Annotated in this window: 24 protein-coding genes; 18 read left to right on the top strand and 6 right to left on the bottom strand. The window is 73.9% G+C overall.

Annotated elements, in window-relative coordinates; translation table 11 throughout:
* Nucleotides 1-46 precede the first annotated feature (46 nt).
* The 6 genes from AB0H53_RS09865 to AB0H53_RS09840 all read left to right on the top strand — a co-directional run bounded on the left by AB0H53_RS09865 (nt 47) and on the right by AB0H53_RS09840 (nt 5,605).
* On the top strand, nt 47-1,111 hold the full coding sequence (locus AB0H53_RS09865) for a segregation/condensation protein A (protein WP_362109405.1): 1,065 nt from the start codon (nt 47-49) through the stop codon (nt 1,109-1,111).
* On the top strand, nt 1,111-1,713 hold the full coding sequence (gene scpB / locus AB0H53_RS09860) for an SMC-Scp complex subunit ScpB (RefSeq protein WP_362109403.1): 603 nt from the start codon (nt 1,111-1,113) through the stop codon (nt 1,711-1,713). The genes AB0H53_RS09865 and scpB overlap by 1 nt, the downstream gene beginning before the upstream one ends.
* Complete coding sequence (locus tag AB0H53_RS09855) at nt 1,713-2,825, top strand: pseudouridine synthase (RefSeq protein ID WP_362109401.1); 1,113 nt, start codon at nt 1,713-1,715, stop codon at nt 2,823-2,825. The genes scpB and AB0H53_RS09855 overlap by 1 nt, the downstream gene beginning before the upstream one ends.
* 251 nt (nt 2,826-3,076) lie before the next feature.
* Nucleotides 3,077-3,823: an NUDIX domain-containing protein gene (locus AB0H53_RS09850; RefSeq protein ID WP_362109399.1), complete on the top strand. Its 747-nt coding sequence runs from the start codon at nt 3,077-3,079 to the stop codon at nt 3,821-3,823.
* Nucleotides 3,820-4,845 carry an ADP-ribosylglycohydrolase family protein gene (locus tag AB0H53_RS09845; RefSeq protein WP_362109397.1) on the top strand — a complete coding sequence of 342 codons (1,026 nt, stop codon included), beginning with the start codon at nt 3,820-3,822 and terminating at the stop codon, nt 4,843-4,845. The genes AB0H53_RS09850 and AB0H53_RS09845 overlap by 4 nt, the downstream gene beginning before the upstream one ends.
* A gap of 4 nt (nt 4,846-4,849) precedes the next feature.
* Nucleotides 4,850-5,605: a nucleotidyltransferase domain-containing protein gene (locus tag AB0H53_RS09840; protein WP_362109395.1), complete on the top strand. Its 756-nt coding sequence runs from the start codon at nt 4,850-4,852 to the stop codon at nt 5,603-5,605.
* Here the strand turns inward: AB0H53_RS09840 and AB0H53_RS09835 are convergent.
* Nucleotides 5,537-6,274: a nucleotidyltransferase domain-containing protein gene (locus AB0H53_RS09835; RefSeq protein WP_362109393.1), complete on the bottom strand. Its 738-nt coding sequence runs from the start codon at nt 6,272-6,274 to the stop codon at nt 5,537-5,539. The genes AB0H53_RS09840 and AB0H53_RS09835 overlap by 69 nt on opposite strands.
* Nucleotides 6,275-6,285: 11 nt before the next feature.
* Nucleotides 6,286-6,702 carry a DUF952 domain-containing protein gene (locus AB0H53_RS09830; RefSeq protein ID WP_362109391.1) on the bottom strand — a complete coding sequence of 139 codons (417 nt, stop codon included), beginning with the start codon at nt 6,700-6,702 and terminating at the stop codon, nt 6,286-6,288.
* A gap of 99 nt (nt 6,703-6,801) precedes the next feature.
* Here AB0H53_RS09830 and aroH point away from each other — a divergent pair, with 99 nt between their 5' ends.
* The 5 genes from aroH to der all read left to right on the top strand — a co-directional run bounded on the left by aroH (nt 6,802) and on the right by der (nt 11,287).
* Complete coding sequence (aroH, locus tag AB0H53_RS09825; protein ID WP_362109389.1) at nt 6,802-7,164, top strand: chorismate mutase; 363 nt, start codon at nt 6,802-6,804, stop codon at nt 7,162-7,164.
* Complete coding sequence (locus AB0H53_RS09820) at nt 7,161-8,246, top strand: prephenate dehydrogenase (RefSeq protein ID WP_362109387.1); 1,086 nt, start codon at nt 7,161-7,163, stop codon at nt 8,244-8,246. Before aroH ends, AB0H53_RS09820 begins: the two co-directional genes overlap by 4 nt.
* A gap of 221 nt (nt 8,247-8,467) precedes the next feature.
* Nucleotides 8,468-9,139: a (d)CMP kinase gene (cmk, locus tag AB0H53_RS09815; RefSeq protein WP_362109385.1), complete on the top strand. Its 672-nt coding sequence runs from the start codon at nt 8,468-8,470 to the stop codon at nt 9,137-9,139.
* Entirely contained in the window at nt 9,097-9,780 is a 684-nt protein-coding gene (locus tag AB0H53_RS09810) for a lysophospholipid acyltransferase family protein (protein ID WP_362109383.1), read from the top strand. Before cmk ends, AB0H53_RS09810 begins: the two co-directional genes overlap by 43 nt.
* A gap of 58 nt (nt 9,781-9,838) precedes the next feature.
* A complete protein-coding gene (gene der, locus AB0H53_RS09805) occupies nt 9,839-11,287 on the top strand; it encodes a ribosome biogenesis GTPase Der (RefSeq protein ID WP_362109462.1) in 1,449 nt (482 codons plus the stop codon).
* A gap of 88 nt (nt 11,288-11,375) precedes the next feature.
* Here the strand turns inward: der and AB0H53_RS09800 are convergent, their stop codons facing one another.
* Nucleotides 11,376-11,714 (bottom strand): hypothetical protein, encoded by a 339-nt coding sequence (locus AB0H53_RS09800; RefSeq protein ID WP_362109381.1) that lies wholly within the window; start codon nt 11,712-11,714, stop codon nt 11,376-11,378.
* A gap of 152 nt (nt 11,715-11,866) precedes the next feature.
* A complete protein-coding gene (locus AB0H53_RS09795) occupies nt 11,867-12,673 on the bottom strand; it encodes a hypothetical protein (protein ID WP_362109379.1) in 807 nt (268 codons plus the stop codon).
* Between the two features lie 204 nt (nt 12,674-12,877).
* Between AB0H53_RS09795 and AB0H53_RS09790 the strand changes: the two genes are divergently transcribed.
* The 5 genes from AB0H53_RS09790 to AB0H53_RS09770 all read left to right on the top strand — a co-directional run bounded on the left by AB0H53_RS09790 (nt 12,878) and on the right by AB0H53_RS09770 (nt 17,313).
* Complete coding sequence (locus AB0H53_RS09790) at nt 12,878-13,528, top strand: transglycosylase family protein (protein WP_362109377.1); 651 nt, start codon at nt 12,878-12,880, stop codon at nt 13,526-13,528.
* A gap of 185 nt (nt 13,529-13,713) precedes the next feature.
* The gene (locus AB0H53_RS09785; RefSeq protein ID WP_362109375.1) at nt 13,714-14,997 is read left to right on the top strand and encodes a glycosyltransferase family 4 protein; all 1,284 of its coding nucleotides are present in this window, start codon (nt 13,714-13,716) and stop codon (nt 14,995-14,997) included.
* On the top strand, nt 14,994-15,779 hold the full coding sequence (locus AB0H53_RS09780; protein ID WP_362109373.1) for a hypothetical protein: 786 nt from the start codon (nt 14,994-14,996) through the stop codon (nt 15,777-15,779). Before AB0H53_RS09785 ends, AB0H53_RS09780 begins: the two co-directional genes overlap by 4 nt.
* Nucleotides 15,780-15,836: 57 nt before the next feature.
* Entirely contained in the window at nt 15,837-16,877 is a 1,041-nt protein-coding gene (locus tag AB0H53_RS09775) for a YafY family protein (protein ID WP_362109371.1), read from the top strand.
* A 220-nt stretch (nt 16,878-17,097) separates the two neighbouring features.
* Nucleotides 17,098-17,313, top strand: a complete 216-nt coding sequence (locus AB0H53_RS09770) for an I78 family peptidase inhibitor (protein ID WP_362109369.1) — start codon at nt 17,098-17,100, stop codon at nt 17,311-17,313.
* A 130-nt stretch (nt 17,314-17,443) separates the two neighbouring features.
* On the opposite strand, the gene AB0H53_RS09765 is transcribed toward AB0H53_RS09770, so the two are convergent.
* On the bottom strand, nt 17,444-18,448 hold the full coding sequence (locus tag AB0H53_RS09765; protein ID WP_362109367.1) for a phosphatase PAP2 family protein: 1,005 nt from the start codon (nt 18,446-18,448) through the stop codon (nt 17,444-17,446).
* 419 nt (nt 18,449-18,867) lie between these two features.
* On the opposite strand from AB0H53_RS09765, the gene AB0H53_RS09760 reads away from it, so the two are divergent.
* On the top strand, nt 18,868-20,577 hold the full coding sequence (locus AB0H53_RS09760; RefSeq protein ID WP_362109365.1) for an MFS transporter: 1,710 nt from the start codon (nt 18,868-18,870) through the stop codon (nt 20,575-20,577).
* Between the two features lie 132 nt (nt 20,578-20,709).
* A complete protein-coding gene (locus tag AB0H53_RS09755; RefSeq protein ID WP_362109363.1) occupies nt 20,710-21,912 on the top strand; it encodes an acyl-CoA dehydrogenase family protein in 1,203 nt (400 codons plus the stop codon).
* Between the two features lie 13 nt (nt 21,913-21,925).
* Here the strand turns inward: AB0H53_RS09755 and AB0H53_RS09750 are convergent, their stop codons facing one another.
* Nucleotides 21,926-22,360 carry a cell division protein SepF gene (locus AB0H53_RS09750; RefSeq protein WP_362109361.1) on the bottom strand — a complete coding sequence of 145 codons (435 nt, stop codon included), beginning with the start codon at nt 22,358-22,360 and terminating at the stop codon, nt 21,926-21,928.
* Nucleotides 22,361-22,493: the final 133 nt, after the last annotated feature.

Genomic DNA, 22,493 nt, shown 5'->3' with positions numbered 1-22,493 from the left:
GCCTGCGCCGCCCTGCCGCACCCTCCCTCACCCGCTCTGGACCACGATGCCCCCTGCCGACGACCCCGTCAGCCCCCGCCGCCCGCTGGGGCGAGGCCCGGTACCGCGGCTCGCCCACCCCCCGGACGGCTCCGCGGCCCCCGACGACGGTGAAGGCCCCTTCCCGGCCGCCACCACCGGACCGCGCGACGGGCCCGGCGCACCCGTCCCGGACACCGCCGTCGACACCGTCCCGGACACCGCCCCCGCGCCGCCCCCGGCCGGAACCGGTGACGCCCCGAGCGCGCCGCCCGCCACCGGGGCGGCCGGTCCGGCGCCGGAGGCCGGGACCGGGGCCGGGCGGTTCACCGTGCGGCTGGCGAACTTCGAGGGCCCCTTCGACCTGCTCCTCCAGCTCATCTCCAGGCACCGGATGGACGTCACCGAGGTCGCCCTTTCCAGGGTCACCGACGAGTTTATGGCGCACATCCGGGCCATGGGGCCCGACTGGGACCTCGACCAGACCACCGAGTTCCTGGTGGTCGCCGCCACCCTGCTGGACCTCAAGGCCGCCCGGCTGCTGCCCGCCGCCGAGGTGGAGGACGAGGCCGACCTCGCGCTGCTGGAGGCGCGCGACCTGCTGTTCGCCCGCCTCCTGCAGTACCGGGCCTACAAGCGGGTCGCCGACATCCTCAGTGAGCGCCTGGACGGCGAGGGCAGGCGCTACCCCCGTACCGTCGGGCTGGAGCCGCACCACGCCGAGCTGCTGCCGGACGTGGTGATCAGCGTCGGCGCCGAGGGACTGGCCGCGCTGGCCGCCAGGGCCATGCGGCCCAGGGCCGAGCCGCAGGTGTACGTGGACCACATCCACGCCCCGCTGGTCAGCGTCCGCGAGCAGGCCGAGGTGGTCGTCGCCCGGCTGCGGGAGCGGGGCGGGGCGACCTTCCGCGAACTCGCCGACGACGCCCCGGACACCCTGACGGTCGTCGCCCGGTTCCTGGCGCTGCTGGAGCTGTACCGCGACAAGGCCGTCGCCCTGGACCAGGAGGAGGCCCTCGGCGAGCTCGTGGTCCGCTGGACGGGCGGCGCCGGCGCCGGGGTGACGGACGAGTTCGACCAGGAGGAGACGTGATGGAGCTGAAGCCCGCCCTGGAGGCCGTCCTCATGGTCGTGGACGAGCCGGCGACCGAGGAACACCTCGCGAAGGTGCTGGAGCGCCCCCGCCGCGAGGTGGCGGACGCCCTGCGCGAGCTGGCCGACGAGTACGACGTCCAGGGCCGGGGCTTCGAGCTGCGGCTGGTCGCCGGGGGCTGGCGGTACTACACCCGCCCCGCCTACGCCCCGGCCGTGGAGAACTTCGTCCTGGACGGCCAGCAGGCCCGGCTCACCCAGGCCGCCCTGGAGACGCTCGCGGTCGTCGCCTACCGCCAGCCGGTGAGCCGTTCGCGGGTCTCGGCGGTACGCGGAGTCAACTGCGACGGGGTCATGCGGACCCTCCTCCAGCGGGGCCTGGTGGAGGAGGTGGGCGCGGAACCCGAAACAGGTGCGATCCTGTACAGGACGACGAACTACTTTCTGGAGCGGATGGGCCTGCGCGGCCTGGACGAGCTCCCGGAGCTCGCGCCCTTCCTCCCCGAGGCGGACGCGATCGAGGCAGAGACCCAGGAAGGGGTCCCGTCGTTCGATCCGGATGCACCGGATTCCGAGGACGCAGACGACAAGACGGAACTTTGATGCGAAGCAGCAGCGGCAGGAACAGCAGCGGAAACAACGGCGGGAGCCGTGGTGGCAACAGCGGCGGCCGCGGCAGTGGCGGTGGCCGCGGCAACTACCGGGGTGCCGGTAACAGCCGCGACGACCAGCAGAAGCGCGGCAGCAACCCGCGCAGGCCCCGCCCCGAGGAGCGGAGCTACGACGTCGGCGGCGGCCCCGAGGCCCCCAAGCGGGGGCGCGGCGCGGCGGCGCGCGGCGGCGCCAAGGGCGGGCCCAGGCAGTCCCCCCAGCGGGGCGGCGGCCGTACGGCCCCGGCGCGTCCGCGTGAGCTGGACGCCCGGATCGAGGAGCGCAACCGCGAGCGGTACGCGAACAAGCCCGAGATCAAGACCCCCAAGACCTTCGGGGACCAGGAGGGCGAGCGGCTGCAGAAGGTGCTGGCCCGGGCCGGCATGGGCTCGCGGCGCGCCTGCGAGGAGCTGATCGACGCGGGCCGTGTCGAGGTCAACGGCGAGATCGTCATCGAGCAGGGCAAGCGCGTCGACCCGGAGAAGGACGAGATCAAGGTCGACGGCCTGACCGTCGCCACCCAGTCGTACCTCTTCTTCGCGCTGAACAAGCCGGCCGGTGTGGTCTCCACCATGGAGGACCCCGACGGCCGCCAGTGCCTCGGCGACTACGTCACCAACCGCGAGACCCGGCTCTTCCACGTCGGCCGGCTCGACACCGAGACCGAGGGCATCATCCTGCTCACCAACCACGGTGAGCTGGCCCACCGCCTCACACACCCCAAGTACGGCGTGAAGAAGACCTACCTGGCGGCGATCACCGGCCCGCTGCCGCGCGAGGTGGGCAAGCGGCTCAAGGACGGCATCCAGCTCGAGGACGGGTACGCCCGCGCCGACCACTTCCGGGTGGTGGAGCAGATCGGCAAGAACTACCTGGTCGAGGTGGTCCTGCACGAGGGCCGCAAGCACATCGTGCGCCGGATGCTCGCCGAGGCGGGCTTCCCGGTGGAGAAGCTGGTCCGCACCGCCTTCGGCCCGATCGCCCTGGGCGACCAGAAGTCGGGCTGGCTGCGCCGCCTGACGAACACGGAGGTCGGCATGCTGATGAAGGAAGTCGGCCTGTAACCGCCCGAACCCGTACGAAAGCCCGTGGCCGTGAAAGGCCGCGGGCTTTCGTGCTTGTGGAGGACCTGTCCTCGCCTTTATAGTCATCTTGACTCTTAAGGGGGCGGTGTGCGAACCACCGGAAGGACCGGCCGCACCACCTCCGCCGGGTACGGCGGGTGGACCTGGACCCACGGGGGTGGCCCAGGATCACCCGCCCGCGCGGCGGGGGAGGTGAGGGCCCGCGCGGCGCACGCGGCGGGGAGTACGGCATGACGGCCGCCCGGCGCCCCGAGGGCTACGACCCGTACGCCTTCGAGCCATTCGCCGTCACCGTGGACCTCGCGGTCCTCACCGTCCGCGACGAACGGCTCCAGGTGCTCCTGGTCCGGCGCGGACAGGAGCCCCACCGGGGCCGCTGGGCCCTCCCCGGCGGCTTCGTCCTGCCCCGCGAGTCCGCCGGGCAGGCCGCCCGCCGCGAGCTCGCCGAGGAGACCGGGCTGTCCGGCGGCACCGTCGCCGGCCTCCACCTGGAGCAGTTGGCCACCTACAGCGACCCCGACCGCGACCCCCGGATGCGGGTGGTGTCGGTGGCGTACACCGCCCTCGTGCCCGACCTGCCCGAGCCGCGTGGCGGCGGGGACGCGGCGCACGCGCAGTGGCTGCCCTACGGGTCGCACGGGCCGCTGGCCTTCGACCACGACACGATCCTCGCCGACGCGCGCCGGCGCGTGGGCGCCAAGCTCGAGTACACCTGCCTGGCCACCGCCTTCTGCCCGCCCGAGTTCACCCTCGGCGAGCTGCGGCAGGTGTACGAGACGGTGTGGGGCGTGGAACTCGACCGCCCCAACTTCCGGCGCAAGGTCCTCGCCACGCCCGGCTTCGTCCAGGCCGTGGCAGGACCGCCGCGCCTGACCGGCGGACGGGGGAAACCGGCCGCCCTCTACCGGGCGGGCGGGGCCACCGCCCTGCACCCGCCGCTGCTGCGACCGGACCGACCGGAAGGACCCACGACATGACCACCACGGCGGGAACCGTCACCAGGCGCGCGGCCACCGGCTGTCTCGTCGGGCTCGCGCTCGGCGACGCGCTGGGCCACCCCACCGAGTTCCAGGACGTACCGTCCATCCTCGCCGCGTACGGGCCCTGGCGGGAGATGGCCCTGCCGGAGCCCGCCGTCGTCACCGACGACACCCAGATGACGCTCGCGGTGGCCCGGGCCGTCCGGACGGCGCTCGCCGGCGGTGAGCTCACCCCGCCGCGGCTGGTCCGGCCGCTGCGCGAGGAGTTCGTCACCTGGTACCACTCCCCGGAGAACGACCGGGCACCCGGCCACACCTGCCTGACCGCCTGCCGGGCACTCGACGGGGACCGGCCCTGGCAGGAGGCCGCCGCGATGGGCTCCAAGGGCTGCGGCGCCAACATGCGGGTCGCCCCGATCGGGCTGGTACCGGGGCTCAGCCGAGAACAGCGGGCCGGCGCCGCCCAGTTGCAGGCGGCCCTCACCCACGGCCACCCGACCGCGCTGGCCGCCGCCGACCTGACGGCGCACGCGGTCCACCTGCTGTCCCGGGGCGCGGAGCCGGCCGGCCTGGTCGGACAGCTCCGCTCCTACGGGTACGACAACCGCTCCCGCTACCACCGCGCCTGGCTCGGTGACCTGTGGACCCGCGCTGGGGACCGCACCGAACGGGCCTACATCGAACGGGGCTGGGACGAGTGCCTCGACGCCCTCGGCAGGCTGGCGGCCCTCGCGCGCACGGCCCACCCGGAGACCGACCCGTGCCTGCTCACCGGCGAGGGCTGGATCGCCGAGGAGGCGCTGACGGCGGGGCTGCTGTGCTTCCTGCTCTTCCCCGGCGAACCGGTCACCGCCCTGCGCAGGGCCGCCTGCACCAGCGGCGACTCCGATTCCATCGCCTGCCTGACGGGCGCCTTCGCCGGCGCCCACCTGGGCCCGGGCGCCTGGCCGGAGGAATGGGCCGAACGCATCGAGTACCGCGGTGAGCTGCTGACGCTGGGCGCGCTCTGGGACGCTTGACCGCATGACCGAAACCCTGGACCTCCCCGACCTCGAAACCGTCGTGGCCGAACAGCCCGACCCGCTGCTGTTCGCCACCGTCTCCGGCGCGCACCTGTACGGGTTCCCCTCCCGTGACTCCGACGTCGACCTGCGCGGGGTGCACCTGCTGCCGGTGGACGCGCTCATCGGACTGCGCGAGCCGGAGGAGACCCGGTCGCGGATGTGGGACCGGGACGGCGTGGAGATGGACCTGGTCACGCACGACCTGCGCAAGTTCGTCCGGCTGATGCTGCGGCGCAACGGATACGTGCTGGAACAACTGCTGTCCCCGCTGGTGGCCCACACCTCCGACGCGCACGCCGAACTGGTCGCCCTCGCGCCGGGGGTGCTCACCACCCACCACGCCCACCACTACCGCGGGTTCGCCGCCACGCAGTGGCGGCTGTTCGAGAGGAGCGGCGAGCTCAAGCCGCTGCTGTACACCTTCCGGGCGCTGCTGACCGGTATCCACCTGATGCGCACCGGCGAGGTGGTGGCCCACCTGCCGACCCTGCTGGGGGCGGTGCCCGCGCCGGAGTACCTGGCCGAGCTCATCGCGGCCAAGGCGGACGCCGAGCACGGCCCGGCCACCGGCGTGGACACCAGGCGGGTGAGGGCCGACACCGAGGGCCTGCACGCCGTCCTCGACGAGGCCCAGGCCGCCTCGGCGCTACCCGACGGCCCGGTCGCGCACGACGCGCTGCACGACTTCGTCGTACGGACCCGCCTCCAGGGCTGAGCGCAGCCTGGTCCGGTACAGGAAGTCCTCCACACGGGCCAGGTCCGGCCCGGCGGGCAGCGGTGAGCGCCCCGCCGCCTCGTCGGCCTCGTCGGCCAGCCGGGCCATCCACGACTGGACCCGGTCCCACGGCACCTCGCCACGCCGGACCGCCAGCAGCGGCTCGCGGTCCTCGCCGACCTCGACCACCAGCTCCCCGGTACGCAGCAGGTCGCGGCAGGTGGCCAGCAGACGCAGCAGGTGCATGGCGTGCTTCCAGCGGGGCGCGCCGTGCCGCCGTACGTCCGCCTCCAGCTTCCGGCGCTGGCCGGCCGCGTACCGGACGAAGGTCTCGTGGACCCGGCGGGACAGGAACGCCGCGCGCAGCGAGAGCAGTTCGCGGCCGGTGTCGTCGATCCGCTCGACCAGGGGGGAGTGCAGGCACTCCAGGATGTTGGGGTTGGCCCGCAGGGCCAGCTCGCAGAAACGTTCCAGCTCCCAGCTGAACTGCTCCTCCGCCGGGCCCTCGACATGCGTCGGCGGCTTGGAGAGGCGCCACTGGAGCGAGGTGGGGGCGAGGAAGACCCCCCGGCGGTCGGTGTCGCTGTCGCCGGTCGCCAGGCCGAAGGCGCGCGAACCCATGACACAGGAGTAGACGGTGTGGTCGCGGACCAGGTCTTCGGGACTCATGGGACCGCAGACTATGCCGGGCCACGGAGGTGCCCCCGAGGGCCCCGGGCGCCGCCGGGGCCGCCGTGCCACCGCTGTGCCCGGGGCACGAGCCCCTCCGCGCGACCGTCCGCGTCCCGGCGCACCTCCAGCAGGCCGGTGACCGCCGCGCGCTCCACCGGCCCGTACACATGCGGGAACAGCGGCCCGTCCGCGCCGTCCCCGCCGTCCGCGCTCTCCCAGCGGACGTCGGCCGACAGCAGCGACTCGTCGATCCGCAGCACCAGCAGCGGGCCCGGCGCCCGCCGGTGGAACGCGTCGGCGATGCCCAGCGCGGTCGCCTCGTCCGGCGAGCAGTGCACGAAGCCCTCGGCCGCCAGCGAGGGCGGGGCGTACGGCTCCTCCGGGTGGACGGACCAGTCGGCGAGGGGTACGACGTGATACAGCATGCGGACAGTCTCCGGCAGCCGCCCGGGGGTTGACTAGGCTTAAGGCGGCAGCACTCGCGCCGGCGGCATCCGCGGGCGCACGGGCGAAGGAGCAGGCACGTGGCGGTACGAGCGGTCCGAGGGGCCGTCCAGCTGGATCGGGACGACGCGGAGCACATGCGGGAGCGGGTCGGCGAGCTGCTCACCGCCGTCCTGGAGCGCAACAACCTGGTCCCCGACGACCTCATCAGCGTCTGGTTCACCGCGACCCCCGACCTGCGCGGCGACTTCCCGGCCGCGGCGGCCCGCAAGCTCGGCATCGTGGACGTGCCGCTGATCTGCGCGCAGGAACTGGACGTCGAGGGCGCGATGCCGCGCGTCGTCCGTCTGCTGGCCCACATCGAGACCGAGCTGCCCAAGTCGGAGGTCGCCCACGTGTACCTCGGCGCGGCGGCCGCCCTGCGCAAGGACATCGCCCAGTGAGAACCGCCCTCGTCGTCGGAACCGGGCTGATCGGCACCTCGGCCGCCCTCGCGCTGTCCGGGCGCGGTGTCACCGTCCACCTCGTCGACCACGACCCCGCCCGGGCCCGTACCGCGGCCGCGCGCGGCGCCGGTACCGACGAGGCGCCGGACGGCCCCGTCGACCTGGCGATCGTCGCCGTACCCCCGGCGCACGTGGCCACCGCGCTCGCCGAGGCCATGGGCCGCGGGGCCGCCCGGGGCTACCTGGACGTCGCCAGCGTCAAGGGCGGCCCCCGGCGGGAGCTGGAGGCGATGGGCCTGGACCTGACCGGGTACATCGGTACGCACCCCATGTCCGGCAAGGAGCGCTCCGGCCCGCTCGCCGCGACCGGCGACCTCTTCGAGGGCCGCCCGTGGGTGCTCACGCCCGGCCGGGACACCGACACCGAGGTGCTGAACCTCGCTCTCGAACTGGTCGCGCTGTGCCGGGCCGTGCCCGTCGTCATGGACGCCGACGCCCACGACCGGGCCGTCGCCCTGGTCTCGCACACCCCGCAACTGGTCTCCTCCCTGGTCGCCGCCCGGCTGGCGGACGCGGACGAGACGGCGGTACGGCTCTGCGGGCAGGGCATCCGCGACGTCACCCGCATCGCGGCCTCCGAGCCCCGGATGTGGATCGAGATCCTGTCGGCGAACCCCGGCCCGGTGGCGGACGTGCTCACCGAGGTGGCGGCGGACCTGGAGGAGACGGTACGGGCGCTGCGCTCGCTGCAGTCGTCCGACGAGGACAAGCGGCGCGACGGCGCGACGGGCGTCGAGGACGTCCTGCGCCGGGGCAACGCGGGCCGCTCCCGGGTCCCCGGCAAGCACGGCGGCGGCCCCGTCGTGTACGAGACGGTGGCCGTCCTCATCAGCGACCAGCCCGGTGAGCTGGCGCGCATCTTCGCGGACGCGGGTCGGGCGGGCGTCAACGTCGAGGACGTCCGCATCGAGCACGCCACCGGCCAGCAGGCGGGCGTGGTGCAGCTCATGGTGGCCCCCTCGGCGGCGGCGGACCTGGCGGCGGCCCTCCAGGACCGGGGCTGGGCCCTGCGGCACTGACCGGCCCCCGGCCCGGGCGGACCGGCCCGCCCGGCCCGCCCGGGGCACCGGTCCGGCGGGGCGCCGCCCCCGCGCGCACCCCGCCGGGGGCGTGCGCCGGGGCCGCCGGAGCGGTGCCGCTGAACGGGTGCATGTTCCGGCGGCCGCAGTCGGTAACCTTGTGGCGGGCCCCTCGGCAATCGGCCGGCCCTCTCCCGCGTACCAGGAAGGTGTCCGACACCGTGGAATCCGTCATCGTCGCCATCGACGGCCCCTCCGGCACGGGCAAGTCGAGCACCTCCCGGGCGGTCGCCGCCAAGCTGGGGCTCAGCTACCTGGACACCGGCGCGCAGTACCGGGCCATCACCTGGTGGATGATCGGCCACGGTGTGGACGTCGCCGACGCCGACGCAGTCGCCTCCGCCGCCGGCAAGCCCGTCATCGTCTCCGGCACGGACCCGTCCCACCCCACCATCACCGTCGACGGGGTGGACGCCTCCGGGCCGATCCGCACCCAGGAGGTCACCTCCAAGGTCAGCGCCGTCAGCGCGGTGCCCGAGGTGCGGGCCCTGATCACCGACCTCCAGCGTTCCATCGCCGCCGACGCGGAGAACGGCATCGTCGTGGAGGGCCGCGACATCGGTACGACGGTGCTGCCCGACGCCGACCTCAAGATCTTCCTGACCGCGTCCCCCGAGGCCCGTGCCGCCCGCCGCTCCGGCGAGCTCAAGGGCGCCGACGTGCACGCCACCAGGGAAGCGCTCGTCAAGCGGGACGCGGCGGACTCCAGCCGCAAGACCTCGCCGCTCGCCAAGGCCGACGACGCCGTCGAGGTCGACACCACCGACCTCACCCTCCACCAGGTCATCGAGTGCGTCGTCACCCTCGTCGAGGAGAAGCGGGCCGCCCGGTGACGCCTCCCTCGGCGAAGGGCGCCGCGATCGGCCGGGGCATCGGCGTCGGCCTGATGTACGGGCTGTGGAAGCCCCGTGTCCTGGGCGCCTGGCGGGTACCGGCCACCGGGCCGGTGATCCTCGCCGTCAACCACGCGCACAACCTCGACGGCCCCATGCTGATGGGCACCGCCCCCCGGCCCGTGCACTTCCTGATCAAGAAGGAAGCGTTCACCGGCCCGCTCGACCCGTTCCTGCGCGGCATCGGACAGGTGAAGGTGGACCGGTCCGCGCCGGACCGCACCGCCATCACCAGCGCCCTGGCGGTACTGGCGGACGGCGGCGTTCTGGGGATCTTCCCCGAGGGCACCCGGGGTCAGGGCGACTTCGCGTCGCTGCGCGCCGGACTGGCGTACTTCGCGGTGCGCGGCGGCGCCCCGATCGTGCCCGTGGCCGTGCTGGGAAGCACCGACCGGCGCGGACGGTTGATAAGGGCACTGCCCCCGCTGCGCAGCGGGGTCGACGTCGTCTTCGGCGACCCCTTCCGGGCCGGGGACGCCGAGGGACGGCGCACCCGTACGGCGCTGGACGACGCCACCGTACGTATCCAGGAGCGGCTCACCGCCCACCTGGAAAACGCCAGGCGCCTCACCGGGCGCTGAGCGAGACTTGAGTAGCGGATCACTCGATCCGCCGATGATGAACGAGGAAACGGACTTCATGAACGACCAGCACGACCACGGGGCACTTGGCGACGCCGAGTACGCGGAGTTCATGGAGCTCGCCGCCGAAGAGGGCTTCGACATCGAGGACGTCGAGGGCGCCATCCAGGCGGCCGGGCACGGCCCGCTCCCGGTCCTCGCCGTCGTCGGCCGGCCGAATGTCGGCAAGTCGACCCTGGTGAACCGCATCATCGGCCGCCGTGAGGCCGTCGTCGAGGACAAGCCCGGCGTCACCCGCGACCGGGTCACCTACGAGGCCGAGTGGGCCGGCCGCCGCTTCAAGGTCGTCGACACCGGTGGCTGGGAGCAGGACGTCCTGGGCATCGACGCCTCCGTCGCCGCCCAGGCCGAGTACGCCATCGAGGCCGCCGACGCGGTGGTCTTCGTGGTGGACGCCACCGTGGGTGCCACCGACACCGACGAGGCCGTCGTCAAGCTGCTGCGCCGGGCCGGCAAGCCCGTGGTGCTGGCCGCCAACAAGGTCGACGGCCCCTCCGCCGAGGCCGACGCCGCCATGCTGTGGTCACTCGGTCTCGGTGAGCCGTTCCCGGTCTCCGCGCTGCACGGCCGGGGGACCGGCGACCTGCTGGACGAGGTCCTCAAGGCGCTGCCCGAGGCACCGGAGCAGACGTTCGGCACCCCCGTGGGCGGCCCCCGCCGCATCGCGCTGATCGGCCGCCCCAACGTCGGCAAGTCGTCCCTGCTCAACAAGGTCGCCGGCGAGGAGCGGGTGGTCGTCAACGAGATGGCCGGCACCACCCGCGACCCGGTGGACGAGCTGATCGAGCTCGGCGGCAAGACCTGGAAGTTCGTGGACACCGCCGGCATCCGCAAGAAGGTCCACCTCCAGGAGGGCGCCGACTACTACGCCTCGCTGCGTACCGCCGCCGCCGTGGAGAAGGCCGAGGTCGCCGTCGTCCTGATCGACACCACCGACTCCATCTCGGTCCAGGACCAGCGCATCATCACGATGGCCGTCGAGGCCGGGCGCGCGCTGGTGATCGCGTACAACAAGTGGGACGAGCTGGACGAGGAGCGCCGCTACTACCTGGAGCGCGAGATCGAGACGGAGATGCAGCAGGTGGCCTGGGCCCCGCGCGTCAACGTCTCCGCCCTCACCGGCCGCCACATGGACCGGCTGGTCCCGGCGATCGAGACGGCGCTGGAGGGCTGGGAGACCCGTGTCCCCACCGGCCGTCTGAACGCCTTCCTCGGTGAGCTCGTCGCCGCCCACCCGCACCCGATCCGCGGCGGCAAGCAGCCCCGCATCCTCTTCGGTACGCAGGCGGGCACCAAGCCGCCGCGGTTCGTGCTGTTCGCGTCGGGCTTCCTGGAGCACGGCTACCGCCGGTTCGTCGAGCGGCGGCTGCGCGAGGAGTTCGGCTTCGAGGGCACCCCGATCCACATCTCGGTCCGGGTGCGCGAGAAGCGCGGCCGGAAGAAGTAACCGGGGGGACCCGGCCGGGCCCGTACCACGACGGCGGGGCCGGAGCGAGTGGCGCACACTCGTTCCGGCCCCGCCGTCGTGCGTCCGGTCACAGACCCCTGCGGGGGCCGGGCGGCAGCGCCGCCGGGACGTGGTGGCCGGCGTGCTGGCGCACCCCGGCCGGCTGCCACACGTTCGGGTAGCCGCCCGAGTGGTGCTGCTGGTGGCCCAGACCGTGCCCGAGCTGGTGCGGGCCGGCGCCGAAGGCCTTGAAGCCCAGGTCCTCCTCGCCGCTGCGGTCACCCGGCAGCGTCCGGAACGACCGGCGGTACTCGGAGTACAGCGCGTCGTAGATCGGTGTGGCCGACGGGCCGGACGGCCCGTCGTACGCCGGGCGCATGGCGGGGATCTGCTGGTACGGCTGGCGGGAGGGCTCGTATGAGTGCACGTAGGTGCCAACGACCCCGCCGCCCGTCGGATGCGGCCCCGCGCCGGGGAACGGCGGCCGCCCGGTCCGCGGCGCCTGCTCCCCGGCCCGGTCCGGCACCTGGTCCCGGGGGCGCGACGGGGCCGTTCCCCGCGCGGTCGGCGCCGCCTCCATCAGGTGCCCGCCAGCGGCATCGCGGCGGCCACCAGCCGTCCGTCGGCCGTCGCCTTCTCCAGCGCGTCACGCAGCAGGTCCTCGCGCGGCTGCGTGCCGATCACCCCGACCGGGGCCGCGAAGACCAGCACCGTGCGGGTCTTGTTGGCGGCGGCCCGCCAGCCGTCGGTGACCTGGAGCGGCTGGTGCGCCTGCCACCAGGCGACCGGGCTGCCGCCGCCCGTGCCCGGCTGCAGGATCGCGTGCAGCTGGCCCATGGCGAGCAGCACCGACCAGCCCGGCAGCGGGCCGGGCCGCTGCGACATGTCGGTCACCGGCAGGAAGCCGTGCTCCATCAGCAGCGGCAGGAAGACATCGCCGCCGCCGGTCGTGCCGGGCCGGCCGATGGGCACGGTCGGCTCCACCACCAGGGCGGGGTGCAGCTCGTTGTCGACCAGCACCAGGCCGCTGGTGACCCCCAGGACGGCCTGGTCGCCGGTGACGGGGATCCGCTGCGGAGGGGCGACGGGCCGCTGGACGGCGGCCGGCTCCTCACCCGTGATGGACCGGACCGCGCCCTGGAGGTGCTCCTCGGCGACCCTGACCACCTGGGAGGGGATGCAGGTGGCGTGGGCGAACGCCAGTACGGCGGTCTCCTCGCCGACGAACAGCACGGTGCTGGTCCGCTCCTGCTCGGCGTCGCCCGGGGTACGGCAGGAGGTGCAGTCGTAGCTGCCCGGGGCGTTGTCGCCGGCGAGCAGCCGTTCGGCCTCTTCGTCGCCGATCTCGGCGCGTACGTCCTCGCTGACGTCGAGCATGCGCTGCACGGGTGGCTCCTCGGACTCGTTCGCGTGCGATGCCGGGCGGTTCCCGGCTCGTCTCATGAAGGGTTCAACGGGGGATGCGCGGATGGAGTCACGCGCCCGGGCGGAAAGGCGGGCCGGCGGCGGCCCCTCGGCCGACCGGGTGGGGCTCGGCGGCGCCCCGCGCGGCGGCGGCGCGGTCCGGGCGGGGCTGCCTAGCGTGGCCCGATGCCGAAGATCCGCCTCTGGCCGGCCGTGGTGCCGGCCGTGACCACGCTGCTGGTGTCCGTACCCGCGAGTGCGGGTGCGGCTGTCCCGTCCCGGGCCGCGCAGGCCGCGCCGGCCGCCCGCTCGGCGCCGGCCGCACCGCCGGCGCGGGCCGTCCCCGCCTGGTACCCGCCGCCGCCCGCCCCCGGTCCCGGCGCGGGGTACACCATGGCCGACTGCGCCACCGACCAGTGGCCGTGGGGCTGTGTCGCCCTGTGCGAGAGCGGCGGGCGCTGGCACATCAACACCGGGAACGGTTACTACGGCGGGCTGCAGTTCCGGCAGTCGACCTGGGAGGCGTACGGCGGCCTGGAGTACGCCCGCCGCGCCGACCTGGCGACCCGCCAGCAGCAGATCACCGTCGCCGAGGAAGTGCTGCGCTGGCAGGGCTGGGGCGCCTGGCCCACCTGCTCCAAGCGGTACGGACTGTCCGGCCGGGCCCACACCGTGCAGCCGGGGGACACCCTCAGCGGCATCGCGCACCGCTTCGGGGTGAAGGGCGGCTGGAAGGCGCTCTACGCCGCCAACAAGAAGGTCATCGGCAAGGACCCGAACCGCATCCGGCCCAAGGCGATGCTCAGCCTCCCGGCGACCACCAAGAACGGGAAGTGAGCCCGCCGGCCCCCTCGCCGCCGGCCCGGGGCCGCCCCGGAGCTGCCCGCCGGAGCGCGTCCCCCGTGTACGCCCGGCCGTTCCCCCGACTCGGCCACCGGCCGTGAAGCGGCCGGTGGCCCACCAAGTACAGTCCATTTCCGATGACCATCGGCCCAGTGGGACCAGGGGGACGCGGCAGCGCGATGCATATCTCTTTTCTGCTCCACAACGCGTACGGAATCGGTGGCACGATCCGCACGACGTTCAACCTCGCCCAGGCGCTGGCCGAGCGGCACGACGTCGAGATCGTCTCCGTCTTCCGCCACCGCGAGGAGCCGACCCTGGGCGCCCCCGCCGGGGTGACCATGAAGCACCTGGTCGATCTGCGCAGGAACAGCCCCACGTACGACGGCGGGCACCCCGACCACCGGCGGCCCGCCCAGGTGTTCCCGCGCGGCGACGGCCGCTGGAAGCAGTACAGCCGTCTGACCGACACCCGGATCGCCGAGCACCTGAGGTCCCTGGAGGCGGACGTCGTGGTCGGCACCCGCCCGGGGCTCAACATCCACATCGCCCGCCAGGCCCGGCGCGGTCCGGTCCGGGTGGGCCAGGAGCACCTGACCCTCGACAGCCACGGCTACCGGCTGCGCCGCGAGATCAGTCACCGCTACGCGCTGCTCGACGCCGTCACCACCGTCACCGAGGCCGACGCCCGCTCCTACCGGACCCGGCTCTCGCTGCCCGGGGTACGCGTCGACGCCGTCCCCAACAGCGTCCCCGCCCCGTCCGTCGAGCCCGCCGACTCCACCGCCAAGTGGGTCGTCGCGGCCGGCCGGCTGACCCGGGTCAAGCGGTACGACCTGCTGGTCGAGGCGTTCTCCAAGGTGGTCGCCGCGCGCCCCGACTGGCGGCTGCGGATCTACGGCTCCGGCGACGCCACCGGCAACGAGAAGAACGCGCTGCGCGCCCTCATCGAGGAGCGCGGCCTGCACAACCACGTCTTCCTGATGGGCCCGGCGAACCCGCTGGAGCCCGAGTGGGTCAAGGGCTCCGTCGCGGCCGTCACCTCGCGCCTGGAGTCGTTCGGCATGACCATTGTGGAGGCGATGCGGTGCGGTCTGCCGGTGGTCTCCACCGACTGCCCGCACGGCCCCGGCGAGATCATCGAGGACGGGGTCGACGGGCGGCTGGTGCCGGTGGGCGACGTGGACGCGATCGCCGGCGCGCTGCTGGAGCTGATCCAGGACGACGACCTGCGGCGCCGGACCGGGCAGGCCGCGCTGGCCGCGGCACGGCGCTTCGATCCGGCCCGGATCGCCGAGCGGCACGAGGCCCTCTTCGCCGAGCTGGTCGCGCGGGGCGCCGGCGGCCGGTCCCGCAGCCGGGTCCGCGACGGGCTGCACCGCGCCCGCGGCGCGCTGCTCGACGCGGCGTACACCGTGCGCTACAAGGCCGCCGACGTGATCCGGAAGGGAAAGCCCGCATGACCGACCCGACCACCGCAGAGCAGTCCGGGCGCGGCGAGCCGCGCGCGGACTGCGTCGTGGACTCCGCGGGCGGGATCACCTTCGACATAGCGGTCATGGACGCCACCGAGCCCGCCCTGGTCCTGCGCCGGCGCGGCGGCACCGCTCCGGCGGACGAGCTGCGGCTGCCGCTCACCCCGGCCGGCGAGGGCCATCTGCGCGCCGTGCTGCCCAGCACGGTGGAGCTCGCCGAGGGCCGCTGGGACGCCTATGTCGACGGCCGCGCCGTCGAGCCCGGGGTCCGGGACGTACGGGCGCTGGTCGACCGCGTCCCCGAGGAGGGCCGGGTCACCGCCCGGGTCCCGTACCCGACCGCCGACGGGCGGCTCGCGGTGCGCAGCTGGGTGCGCGCCCCGCACGCCGAGGCCGGTGACATCACCTTCGGCGCGGGCGCCTGCACGGTCGAGGGCGCGCTGTACGGCGCCGAGCTGGGACCGGGCGCGGTGGCCGAGGCACGACGGGGCGGGGAGGTCCACCAGGTGCCCGCCGGCGGCGGCGGGGGCAGGTTCGCCTTCACCCTGCGCTACGACGCGCTCGCCGAGCCGCCCGTCGAGGGCGAGCAGCTCTGGCAGCTCTGGCTGCGCCCGGACGCCGACGCCGGGCCGGTGCGGATCTCCCGGATCCTGGACGACGTCTGGGACCGGAAGAACATCTGCGTCTACCCCGAGCACCGGGGCGAGGGTTACCGGGCGGCACCCTGCTACACCACCGACAACGACCTCTGCGTACGGCTGACGGGCTGACGCCGGCGGGCACCGTCGCGGACCGTGGCTGTCCGCGACGGCTGGCAGACTCGCCCCATGTTGGAGACCTCGGCACGACTGCTGCGCCTGCTCTCACTGCTCCAGGCCCACCGGGAATGGTCCGGCGCCGATCTCGCGCGGCGGCTCGACGTCACCCCGCGCACGGTGCGGCGGGACGTCGACCGGCTGCGCGAGCTGGGCTATCCCGTGCACGCCAGCCCCGGCACGGGGGGTGGCTACCGGCTCGGCGCGGGCGCGGCGCTGCCGCCGCTGCTGCTGGAGGACGACGAGGCGGTGGCGGTCGCCGTGGGGCTGCGCACGGCGGCGGGCAGCGGTGTCGAGGGCGTGGGGGAGACCTCGGTACGCGCCCTGGCGAAGCTGGAGCAGGTGCTGCCCGACCGGTTGCGCCGCCGCGTCAGCACCCTGAACACCTTCACCGTGCCCATGCTGCGCGCCTCCGCCGACCGGGTGGACCCCGCCGTCCTCACCGAGCTGGCGAGCGCCTGCCGGGACAGCGAGCGGCTGCGCTTCGAATACCGCGACCACAACGGCTCGGTCAGCCGCCGCACGGCCGAACCGCACCGGCTGGTGTGCACCGAGCGGCGCTGGTACCTGGTGGCGTGGGACGTGGACCGCGGCGACTGGCGGACGTTCCGGGCCGACCGGATCGTCCCGACGCCGCCGCACGGACCGCGTTTCGCACCGCGCCGGCCGCCCGCCGACGACCTGGCGGCCCATGTCTCCAAGGGCGTGTCCACGGCCGGGTACGCCGCCAAGGCGGTCGTGCGGCTGTACGCGACGGCCGAGGAGGCCGCGCGGGTGGTCGGCCCGGTGGACGGTGTGCTGGAGGCCGGGAGCGGGTCCACCTGCCTGCTGCGCACGGGTGCCGCGAGCCTCGACGCCCTGGTGGTCCACGTGGTGATGATGGGTTTCGAGTTCGAGGTCGTCGAGCCGCCCGAGCTGGCCGACCGGATCGGATCGGTGCGCGACCGGCTCACCCGGGCGCTGGACAGGTCCGCCCGAGAGGCCGGAATTCCACCGGATGGCCGGAACACCGCTCTGGGGGCCGGGCATTCCCATGATGATGCGCCGAAGTGAAATAAGAAGGCCGGGGTAATTCCCCGGGGCGGGGCCGACCCGGGGGGTGCGGAATTCCCTCGCTGCCGGTGCGGGGTGGCCCGGGAGAGGGAGAACCGCGCGGCAAACACATGTCGTGATCCTGTGACAGAAATGTGACCGGTGAGGTACATGGGGCTCGTACCGCCATGCGCCGCGCCCCGGCTTCCGTCACTGTGCGCCGCCGCCTACGGTGAGGGGCATGGCACCGATACCGACCTCTTCCGCACAGCCCGACGACACCCCCGAGACCTATGTGGGCCTCGACGAACGCCGGGCCGAGCGGCTCGCCCGCGCCCGTGGCTGGACCACCGTGCGGTCGCTGCCGCCCGGTACCTTCATCACCATGGAGTTCGTGGCCGGCCGGATCAACTTCGAGGTGGCGGACGACACCGTCACCCGCTGCTGGGTGGGCTGAGGCCCCCGGCTCGACGCTCGCGGCGCCCGCTACGGAAAGCTCCCCGGTCCGGGGAAGCCCCGGGCCCCGGGAAGCGCCCCGGGTACGGGAAAGGCCCCGGCGTCGGCCGGGGCCTTTCGCTGTGCGCGGATCAGCCGCCCGTCAGCGGGCGGGAGCGCGGTGGGCGCCGGCTGCCCGCCGGGGTGAGCGGCGTCCGCTCCGAGCGCACCACCGCGTGCGGCCGGGGCTGGGCGAGGGTGGTCCGGACGGTCGCGGTACGGCCGCCGCTGCCGGCTCCCACCGGTTCGGCGGCGGGCTCCCTGACCGGCTCCGCGGCCGGCCCGCCGTCCGCGGTGACCGGCAGTCGCGGGTAGGGGGCCGGCCGCGGCCCGCCCGTGGCGACGGGCACCGACGGCACCCGCCGGCGGTGTGCCCGGAGCTGTTCGCGCACCGCGAGGATCATTGCCTCGGCGCGGGCGATCAGCGGCTCGCACCAGGGCAGGCCCAGCAGGATCAGCAGGCCGGCGGCCCAGCCCAGCAGCACATCGCTCAGCCAGTGCGTACCGAGGTAGACGGTGGTCAGGCCCACGCCGAGGGCGACCACGGCCGACAGCGCCGACAGATGGCGCCGGGCGCGCGGCGTGGTGGCCAGGTAGGCGAGAATGCCCCAGGTCACCACGGCGTTGGCGGTGTGCCCGGACGGAAATATATCGCCGCCCGCGAACAGCTCGGCCGAGCCGATCTGTGTCGCGTAGTGGGGGCCCAGCCGGCCCAGACCCAGCTTGACCGCGCCCACGGTCACGTTCAGCGCCAGCAGCGCGGCGCCCAGCGCCAGCAGCGGCCGCAGCGTGTGCTGCCGCCAGGAGCGCCAGCCCAGCCAGGCCGCCACCATCACCGCCGTCGGGCCCCGCTGGCCGAGCACCACGAAGTAGTCGAGGGTCGCGTGCAGTTCTGGCCACTGCTGGTAGGGCCGGAACAGCATGACCTTCCAGTCGAGGGTCACCAGCCACGACGACAGGAGTACGGCCACCACGATGGCGAGATAGAACGCCGACGTCCCGCCGAAGAGCGCGAGACGGGTGCGGCTCATCCGCGGGATCTCAATCTTCGGCGGTTCCGGCTCCCGGTCCAGACGGGCAAAGATGTCGGTACGCACCCAATCGACGTTACAGCGAGTGAGTGTGGACCCAGGCACATCCGCTCTCTTCGTGATGACGATGTGATGTGGCGCGGTTCCCGGACGGACGCTTATCGGTTGCTTATCCATAAACGCCGACGACCTTCCGACCTAATGCCCCCGGGCTTCTTCCGGAAGTTTGTTTGTCCGTCGCGGAAATGGCCAGCGGTCGCGGCCGCCGGTCATTCTTCCCCGCGCGGGCCCGTCCAGCGGAAGCCGGTGAGTGGCGTACGCCACACTCCCGCCCGCGCTCCGGTGAGAGCTGGGCCACGCGCCTTCGCCCTGAACTCGCGTACGCTGACGGCTCACTCGCCCGTCGATGCCGGGCCGCCCGGGGACGTCCCTCCTCCGGCCGCTGCCCACCGAGCGCGAGGGATCCATCTGTGGGAGGTACGTACATGTCCCTGACGGCCATGGCCGGAGCGCGCGCGCGTGCCGCCGGCGGCGGTGCCAACCGCTGGGTCGTCCTCGTCGTCCTCTGCGTCAGCCTGCTGCTGGTGGCGCTGGACGCGACGGTGCTCCATGTCGCCGTTCCGGCCGTCACCGAGGACCTGCGCCCGAGCTCCACCGCGCTGCTGTGGATCGTGGACGCCTACCCCCTGGTCTGCGCCTCACTGCTGATCCTGTTCGGCACGCTCGGTGACCGGATCGGGCGGCGCCGGGTGCTGCTGGGCGGGTACGCGCTGTTCGGGGTGGCCTCGGCGGTCGCGGCGATGGCCGACACCCCGGCCGTACTGATCGGGGCCCGCGCGCTGCTCGGCATCGGCGGCGCCATGATCATGCCGGCCACGCTGTCCATCCTCCGCGCGGTCTTCCCCGACCGGCGCGAGCGCGCCACGGCGATCGGTGTGTGGACGGCCACCGCCGCCATCGGCGCCGCCACCGGGCCGGTGCTCGGCGGGTTCCTGGTCGAGCACTTCTGGTGGGGCTCGGTCTTCCTGATCAACATTCCGCTGATGGCGCTGATCCTGCCGCTCGGCCGCTGGCTGCTGCCGGAGTCCAGGGGCACCGGCGACGGCCCCTGGGACGTGCTCGGCGCCCTGATGGCGGCGGCCGGCGTGCTGGGCGCGGTCCTCGGCGTCAAGCGGATCGGCGCCGGCGAGCCCGTCCTGAGCGCCGCGACGACCGGCCCGCTGCTGGCCGGCGCGGTCCTGCTGGCGCTGTTCGTACGGCGGCAGAGGCGCCGCGAGCAGCCGCTGATCGACATGCGGATGTTCTCCCGGGCGGCCTTCACCACCTCCGTCGGCTGCATCGTGCTGGCCATGCTGGCGCTGGTCGGCCTGGAGCTGGTGGCCGTCCAGTACCTCCAGCTCGTCCTCGGCCTGAGCCCGGTGGAGACCGGACTGCGGCTGCTGCCGCTGACCTTCGCCGCGATGGCGGCGGGCGCCACCGGCTCGTACACCCTGGCCCGCGTCGGCCCGCGCCGGATGGTCGGCTGGGGCTTCGTGCTGACCGCCGGGGCGGTGCTGCTGCTGACGCTGATGGGCCAGCACGATCGCCCGCTGCTGCTCACGGCCGGCTTCGTCCTGCTCGGCTTCGGGCTGCAGACCACCCTGTTCGGGGCGTACGAGTCGATGCTCAGCGAGGCTCCCGCGCACAGTGCCGGCGGGGCCGCCGCGATCGGCGAGACCTCCTACCAGCTCGGTGCCGGCATGGGCATCGCCATGCTCGGCAGCGTCATGAACGCCGCCTACGGGCCGGGTCTCGCGGCCGTCCCCGGGGTGCCCCCGGCCGCCGGTTCGGCCGCCGCCAACTCGCTGGGCGAGGCCTATCAGGTGGCCGCCCAGCTGGGCGGCCCGGCCGGCCAGGCGCTGCGCACGGCGGCGCGGCACGCCTTCGTGCACGGCCTGCACATCACCCTGCTGGTCAGCGCCGGGCTGCTGCTGCTGGGCGCGCTGGCGGCGCAGCGGTTGCCGCGCGTGATGGAGTGCCCGCCCGACCCGGACACCCGGCTGGGCGGTGACCCGCCGCCCGGCGGGGAGGTGCGGGCCCCCGCCACGGCCCGGCCCTGCCCCGGGACGGCCCGCCCCACGGGCGGGCCGCGGGTGCCCGGGCGGCGCGAGCCGGTCGAGTCGGCCAAGGGCTGGTCGGTGGACCGGGCCCGCTGAACCGGGCCGCGGCGGACCGGCGGGGGAGCCCCGAACGGGGGCTGGACGCGCGGCGGACTGAGCCGTAACGTCTGCGCCGAGTTGCAACTAACACCGCTAGTTTTGCGGTGCGCCAGCCGCCGGAGGTCCGCCATGTCCGCATCCTCGAAGCCGCCCGCGAAGCTCCCGCCCTTCGACCCCGGCGACCCCCTCGGCCTCGACGACCTGCTCGGCCCCGAGGACCTCGCGGTCCGCGACACCGTCCGGAGCTGGGCCGCCGGGCGGGTGCTGCCGCACATCGCCGACTGGTACGAGCGCGGTGAACTGCCCGGCGTCCGGGAGCTGGCCCGCGAGCTCGGCTCGATCGGCGCGCTCGGCATGTCGCTGGAGGGCTACGGCTGCGCGGGCGCGAGCGCCGTCCAGTACGGACTGGCCTGTCTGGAGCTGGAGGCCGCCGACTCCGGGATCCGCTCCCTGGTCTCCGTCCAGGGCTCCCTCGCCATGTACGCGATCCACCGCTTCGGCTCCGAGGAGCAGAAGCGGCGCTGGCTGCCGTCGATGGCGTCGGGCGAGGTGATCGGCTGCTTCGGGCTGACCGAGCCGGACCACGGCTCGGACCCGGCGGGCATGCGCACCCACGCGAAGAGGGACGGCACCGACTGGGTGCTGAGCGGCCGCAAGATGTGGATCACCAATGGCTCGGTGGCCGGGGTGGCCGTCGTGTGGGCGCGAACGGACGAGGGCATCCGCGGCTTCGCCGTACCGACCGACAGTCCCGGCTTCGCGGCGCCCGAGATCAAACACAAGTGGTCGCTGCGGGCCAGTGTGACCAGTGAGCTCGTCCTGGACGACGTGCGGCTGCCCGCCGACGCGGTCCTGCCGGAGGTCACCGGGCTGAAGGGGCCGCTGAGCTGTCTGTCGCACGCCCGCTACGGGATCGTCTGGGGCGCGATGGGCGCCGCGCGGGCCTCGTTCGAGGCGGCGCTCGACTACGCGAGGACGCGTGAGCAGTTCGGCCGGCCGATCGGCGGCTTCCAGCTCACCCAGGCCAAACTCGCCGACATGGCGGTGGAACTGCACAAGGGCGTTCTGCTCGCCCACCACCTCGGGCGGAGGATGGACGCCGGCAGGCTCCGCCCCGAGCAGGTCAGCTTCGGCAAGCTCAACAACGTACGGGAGGCGATCGAGATCTGCCGCACCTCGCGCACCATTCTCGGGGCGAACGGGATCTCGCTGGAGTACCCCGTCATGCGGCACGCCACCAACCTGGAGTCGGTGCTCACCTACGAGGGCACCGTGGAAATGCACCAGCTGGTGCTGGGCAAGGCGCTCACCGGCCTCGACGCCTTCCGGTGAGCGGTGCCGCCCGTCAACTCTGGTTGAAGAATCCGTCCGCGGCGCGCGATCCGGGCTCACCGTTGACGATCTGCGTGTCCGCGGGCGTCAGCAGGAAGACCCGGGTCGCCACGCGCTCGATCGAGCCGCGCAGCCCGAAGGTCAGGCCGGCCGCGAAGTCGACCACGCGCTTGGCGTCGGCGGGCTCCATGGCGGTGAGGTTCATGATGACCGGGACGCCGTCCCGGAAGAGCTCCCCGATGCTGCGGGCGTCCCGGAATCCGTCCGGTGCGACCGTGGCGATCCGGCGGTCTTCCTCCTGAGCGGTCTCGGAGGCGACCCGCACCCGCGGGTCGGTCACCCAGGCGTCGCCGCTTTGAGCACTCTCGGCGTACTCGTCGTCGTAGTAACGCTCGTCGTTGTCCTCGACGAGTCCGAGCCATGCACTCGCCTTGCGCACCGATCCCATGGACGCCTCCTTTCGTCGCGGTCACTTGTGGTTCCGCTGTCCCTATGGTCGACCATCATGCGGATCGCGCGCCAAGTGGATAGTCGCCGCGCAGGCAATTCGTGACGGTACTGGTGCAGAAGATATGGCGATT

This window comes from Streptomyces sp. NPDC050856 (assembly GCF_040653855.1).
Lineage (GTDB): Bacteria > Actinomycetota > Actinomycetes > Streptomycetales > Streptomycetaceae > Streptomyces.
The sequence above is the reverse complement of the archived record's forward strand: the minus strand, read 5'-3'. Positions and strand labels throughout refer to the sequence as shown.

Coding starts and splice junctions, on each gene's coding strand:
- AB0H53_RS09865 (WP_362109405.1), top strand. CDS start 47: ATGCCCCCTGCCGACGACCCCGTCAGCCCCCGCCGCCCGCTGGGGCGA.
- scpB (WP_362109403.1), top strand. CDS start 1,111: ATGGAGCTGAAGCCCGCCCTGGAGGCCGTCCTCATGGTCGTGGACGAG.
- AB0H53_RS09855 (WP_362109401.1), top strand. CDS start 1,713: ATGCGAAGCAGCAGCGGCAGGAACAGCAGCGGAAACAACGGCGGGAGC.
- AB0H53_RS09850 (WP_362109399.1), top strand. CDS start 3,077: ATGACGGCCGCCCGGCGCCCCGAGGGCTACGACCCGTACGCCTTCGAG.
- AB0H53_RS09845 (WP_362109397.1), top strand. CDS start 3,820: ATGACCACCACGGCGGGAACCGTCACCAGGCGCGCGGCCACCGGCTGT.
- AB0H53_RS09840 (WP_362109395.1), top strand. CDS start 4,850: ATGACCGAAACCCTGGACCTCCCCGACCTCGAAACCGTCGTGGCCGAA.
- AB0H53_RS09835 (WP_362109393.1), bottom strand. CDS start 6,274: ATGAGTCCCGAAGACCTGGTCCGCGACCACACCGTCTACTCCTGTGTC.
- AB0H53_RS09830 (WP_362109391.1), bottom strand. CDS start 6,702: ATGCTGTATCACGTCGTACCCCTCGCCGACTGGTCCGTCCACCCGGAG.
- der (WP_362109462.1), top strand. CDS start 9,839: ATGAACGACCAGCACGACCACGGGGCACTTGGCGACGCCGAGTACGCG.
- AB0H53_RS09790 (WP_362109377.1), top strand. CDS start 12,878: ATGCCGAAGATCCGCCTCTGGCCGGCCGTGGTGCCGGCCGTGACCACG.
- AB0H53_RS09785 (WP_362109375.1), top strand. CDS start 13,714: ATGCATATCTCTTTTCTGCTCCACAACGCGTACGGAATCGGTGGCACG.
- AB0H53_RS09780 (WP_362109373.1), top strand. CDS start 14,994: ATGACCGACCCGACCACCGCAGAGCAGTCCGGGCGCGGCGAGCCGCGC.
- AB0H53_RS09775 (WP_362109371.1), top strand. CDS start 15,837: ATGTTGGAGACCTCGGCACGACTGCTGCGCCTGCTCTCACTGCTCCAG.
- AB0H53_RS09770 (WP_362109369.1), top strand. CDS start 17,098: ATGGCACCGATACCGACCTCTTCCGCACAGCCCGACGACACCCCCGAG.
- AB0H53_RS09760 (WP_362109365.1), top strand. CDS start 18,868: ATGTCCCTGACGGCCATGGCCGGAGCGCGCGCGCGTGCCGCCGGCGGC.
- AB0H53_RS09755 (WP_362109363.1), top strand. CDS start 20,710: ATGTCCGCATCCTCGAAGCCGCCCGCGAAGCTCCCGCCCTTCGACCCC.
- AB0H53_RS09750 (WP_362109361.1), bottom strand. CDS start 22,360: ATGGGATCGGTGCGCAAGGCGAGTGCATGGCTCGGACTCGTCGAGGAC.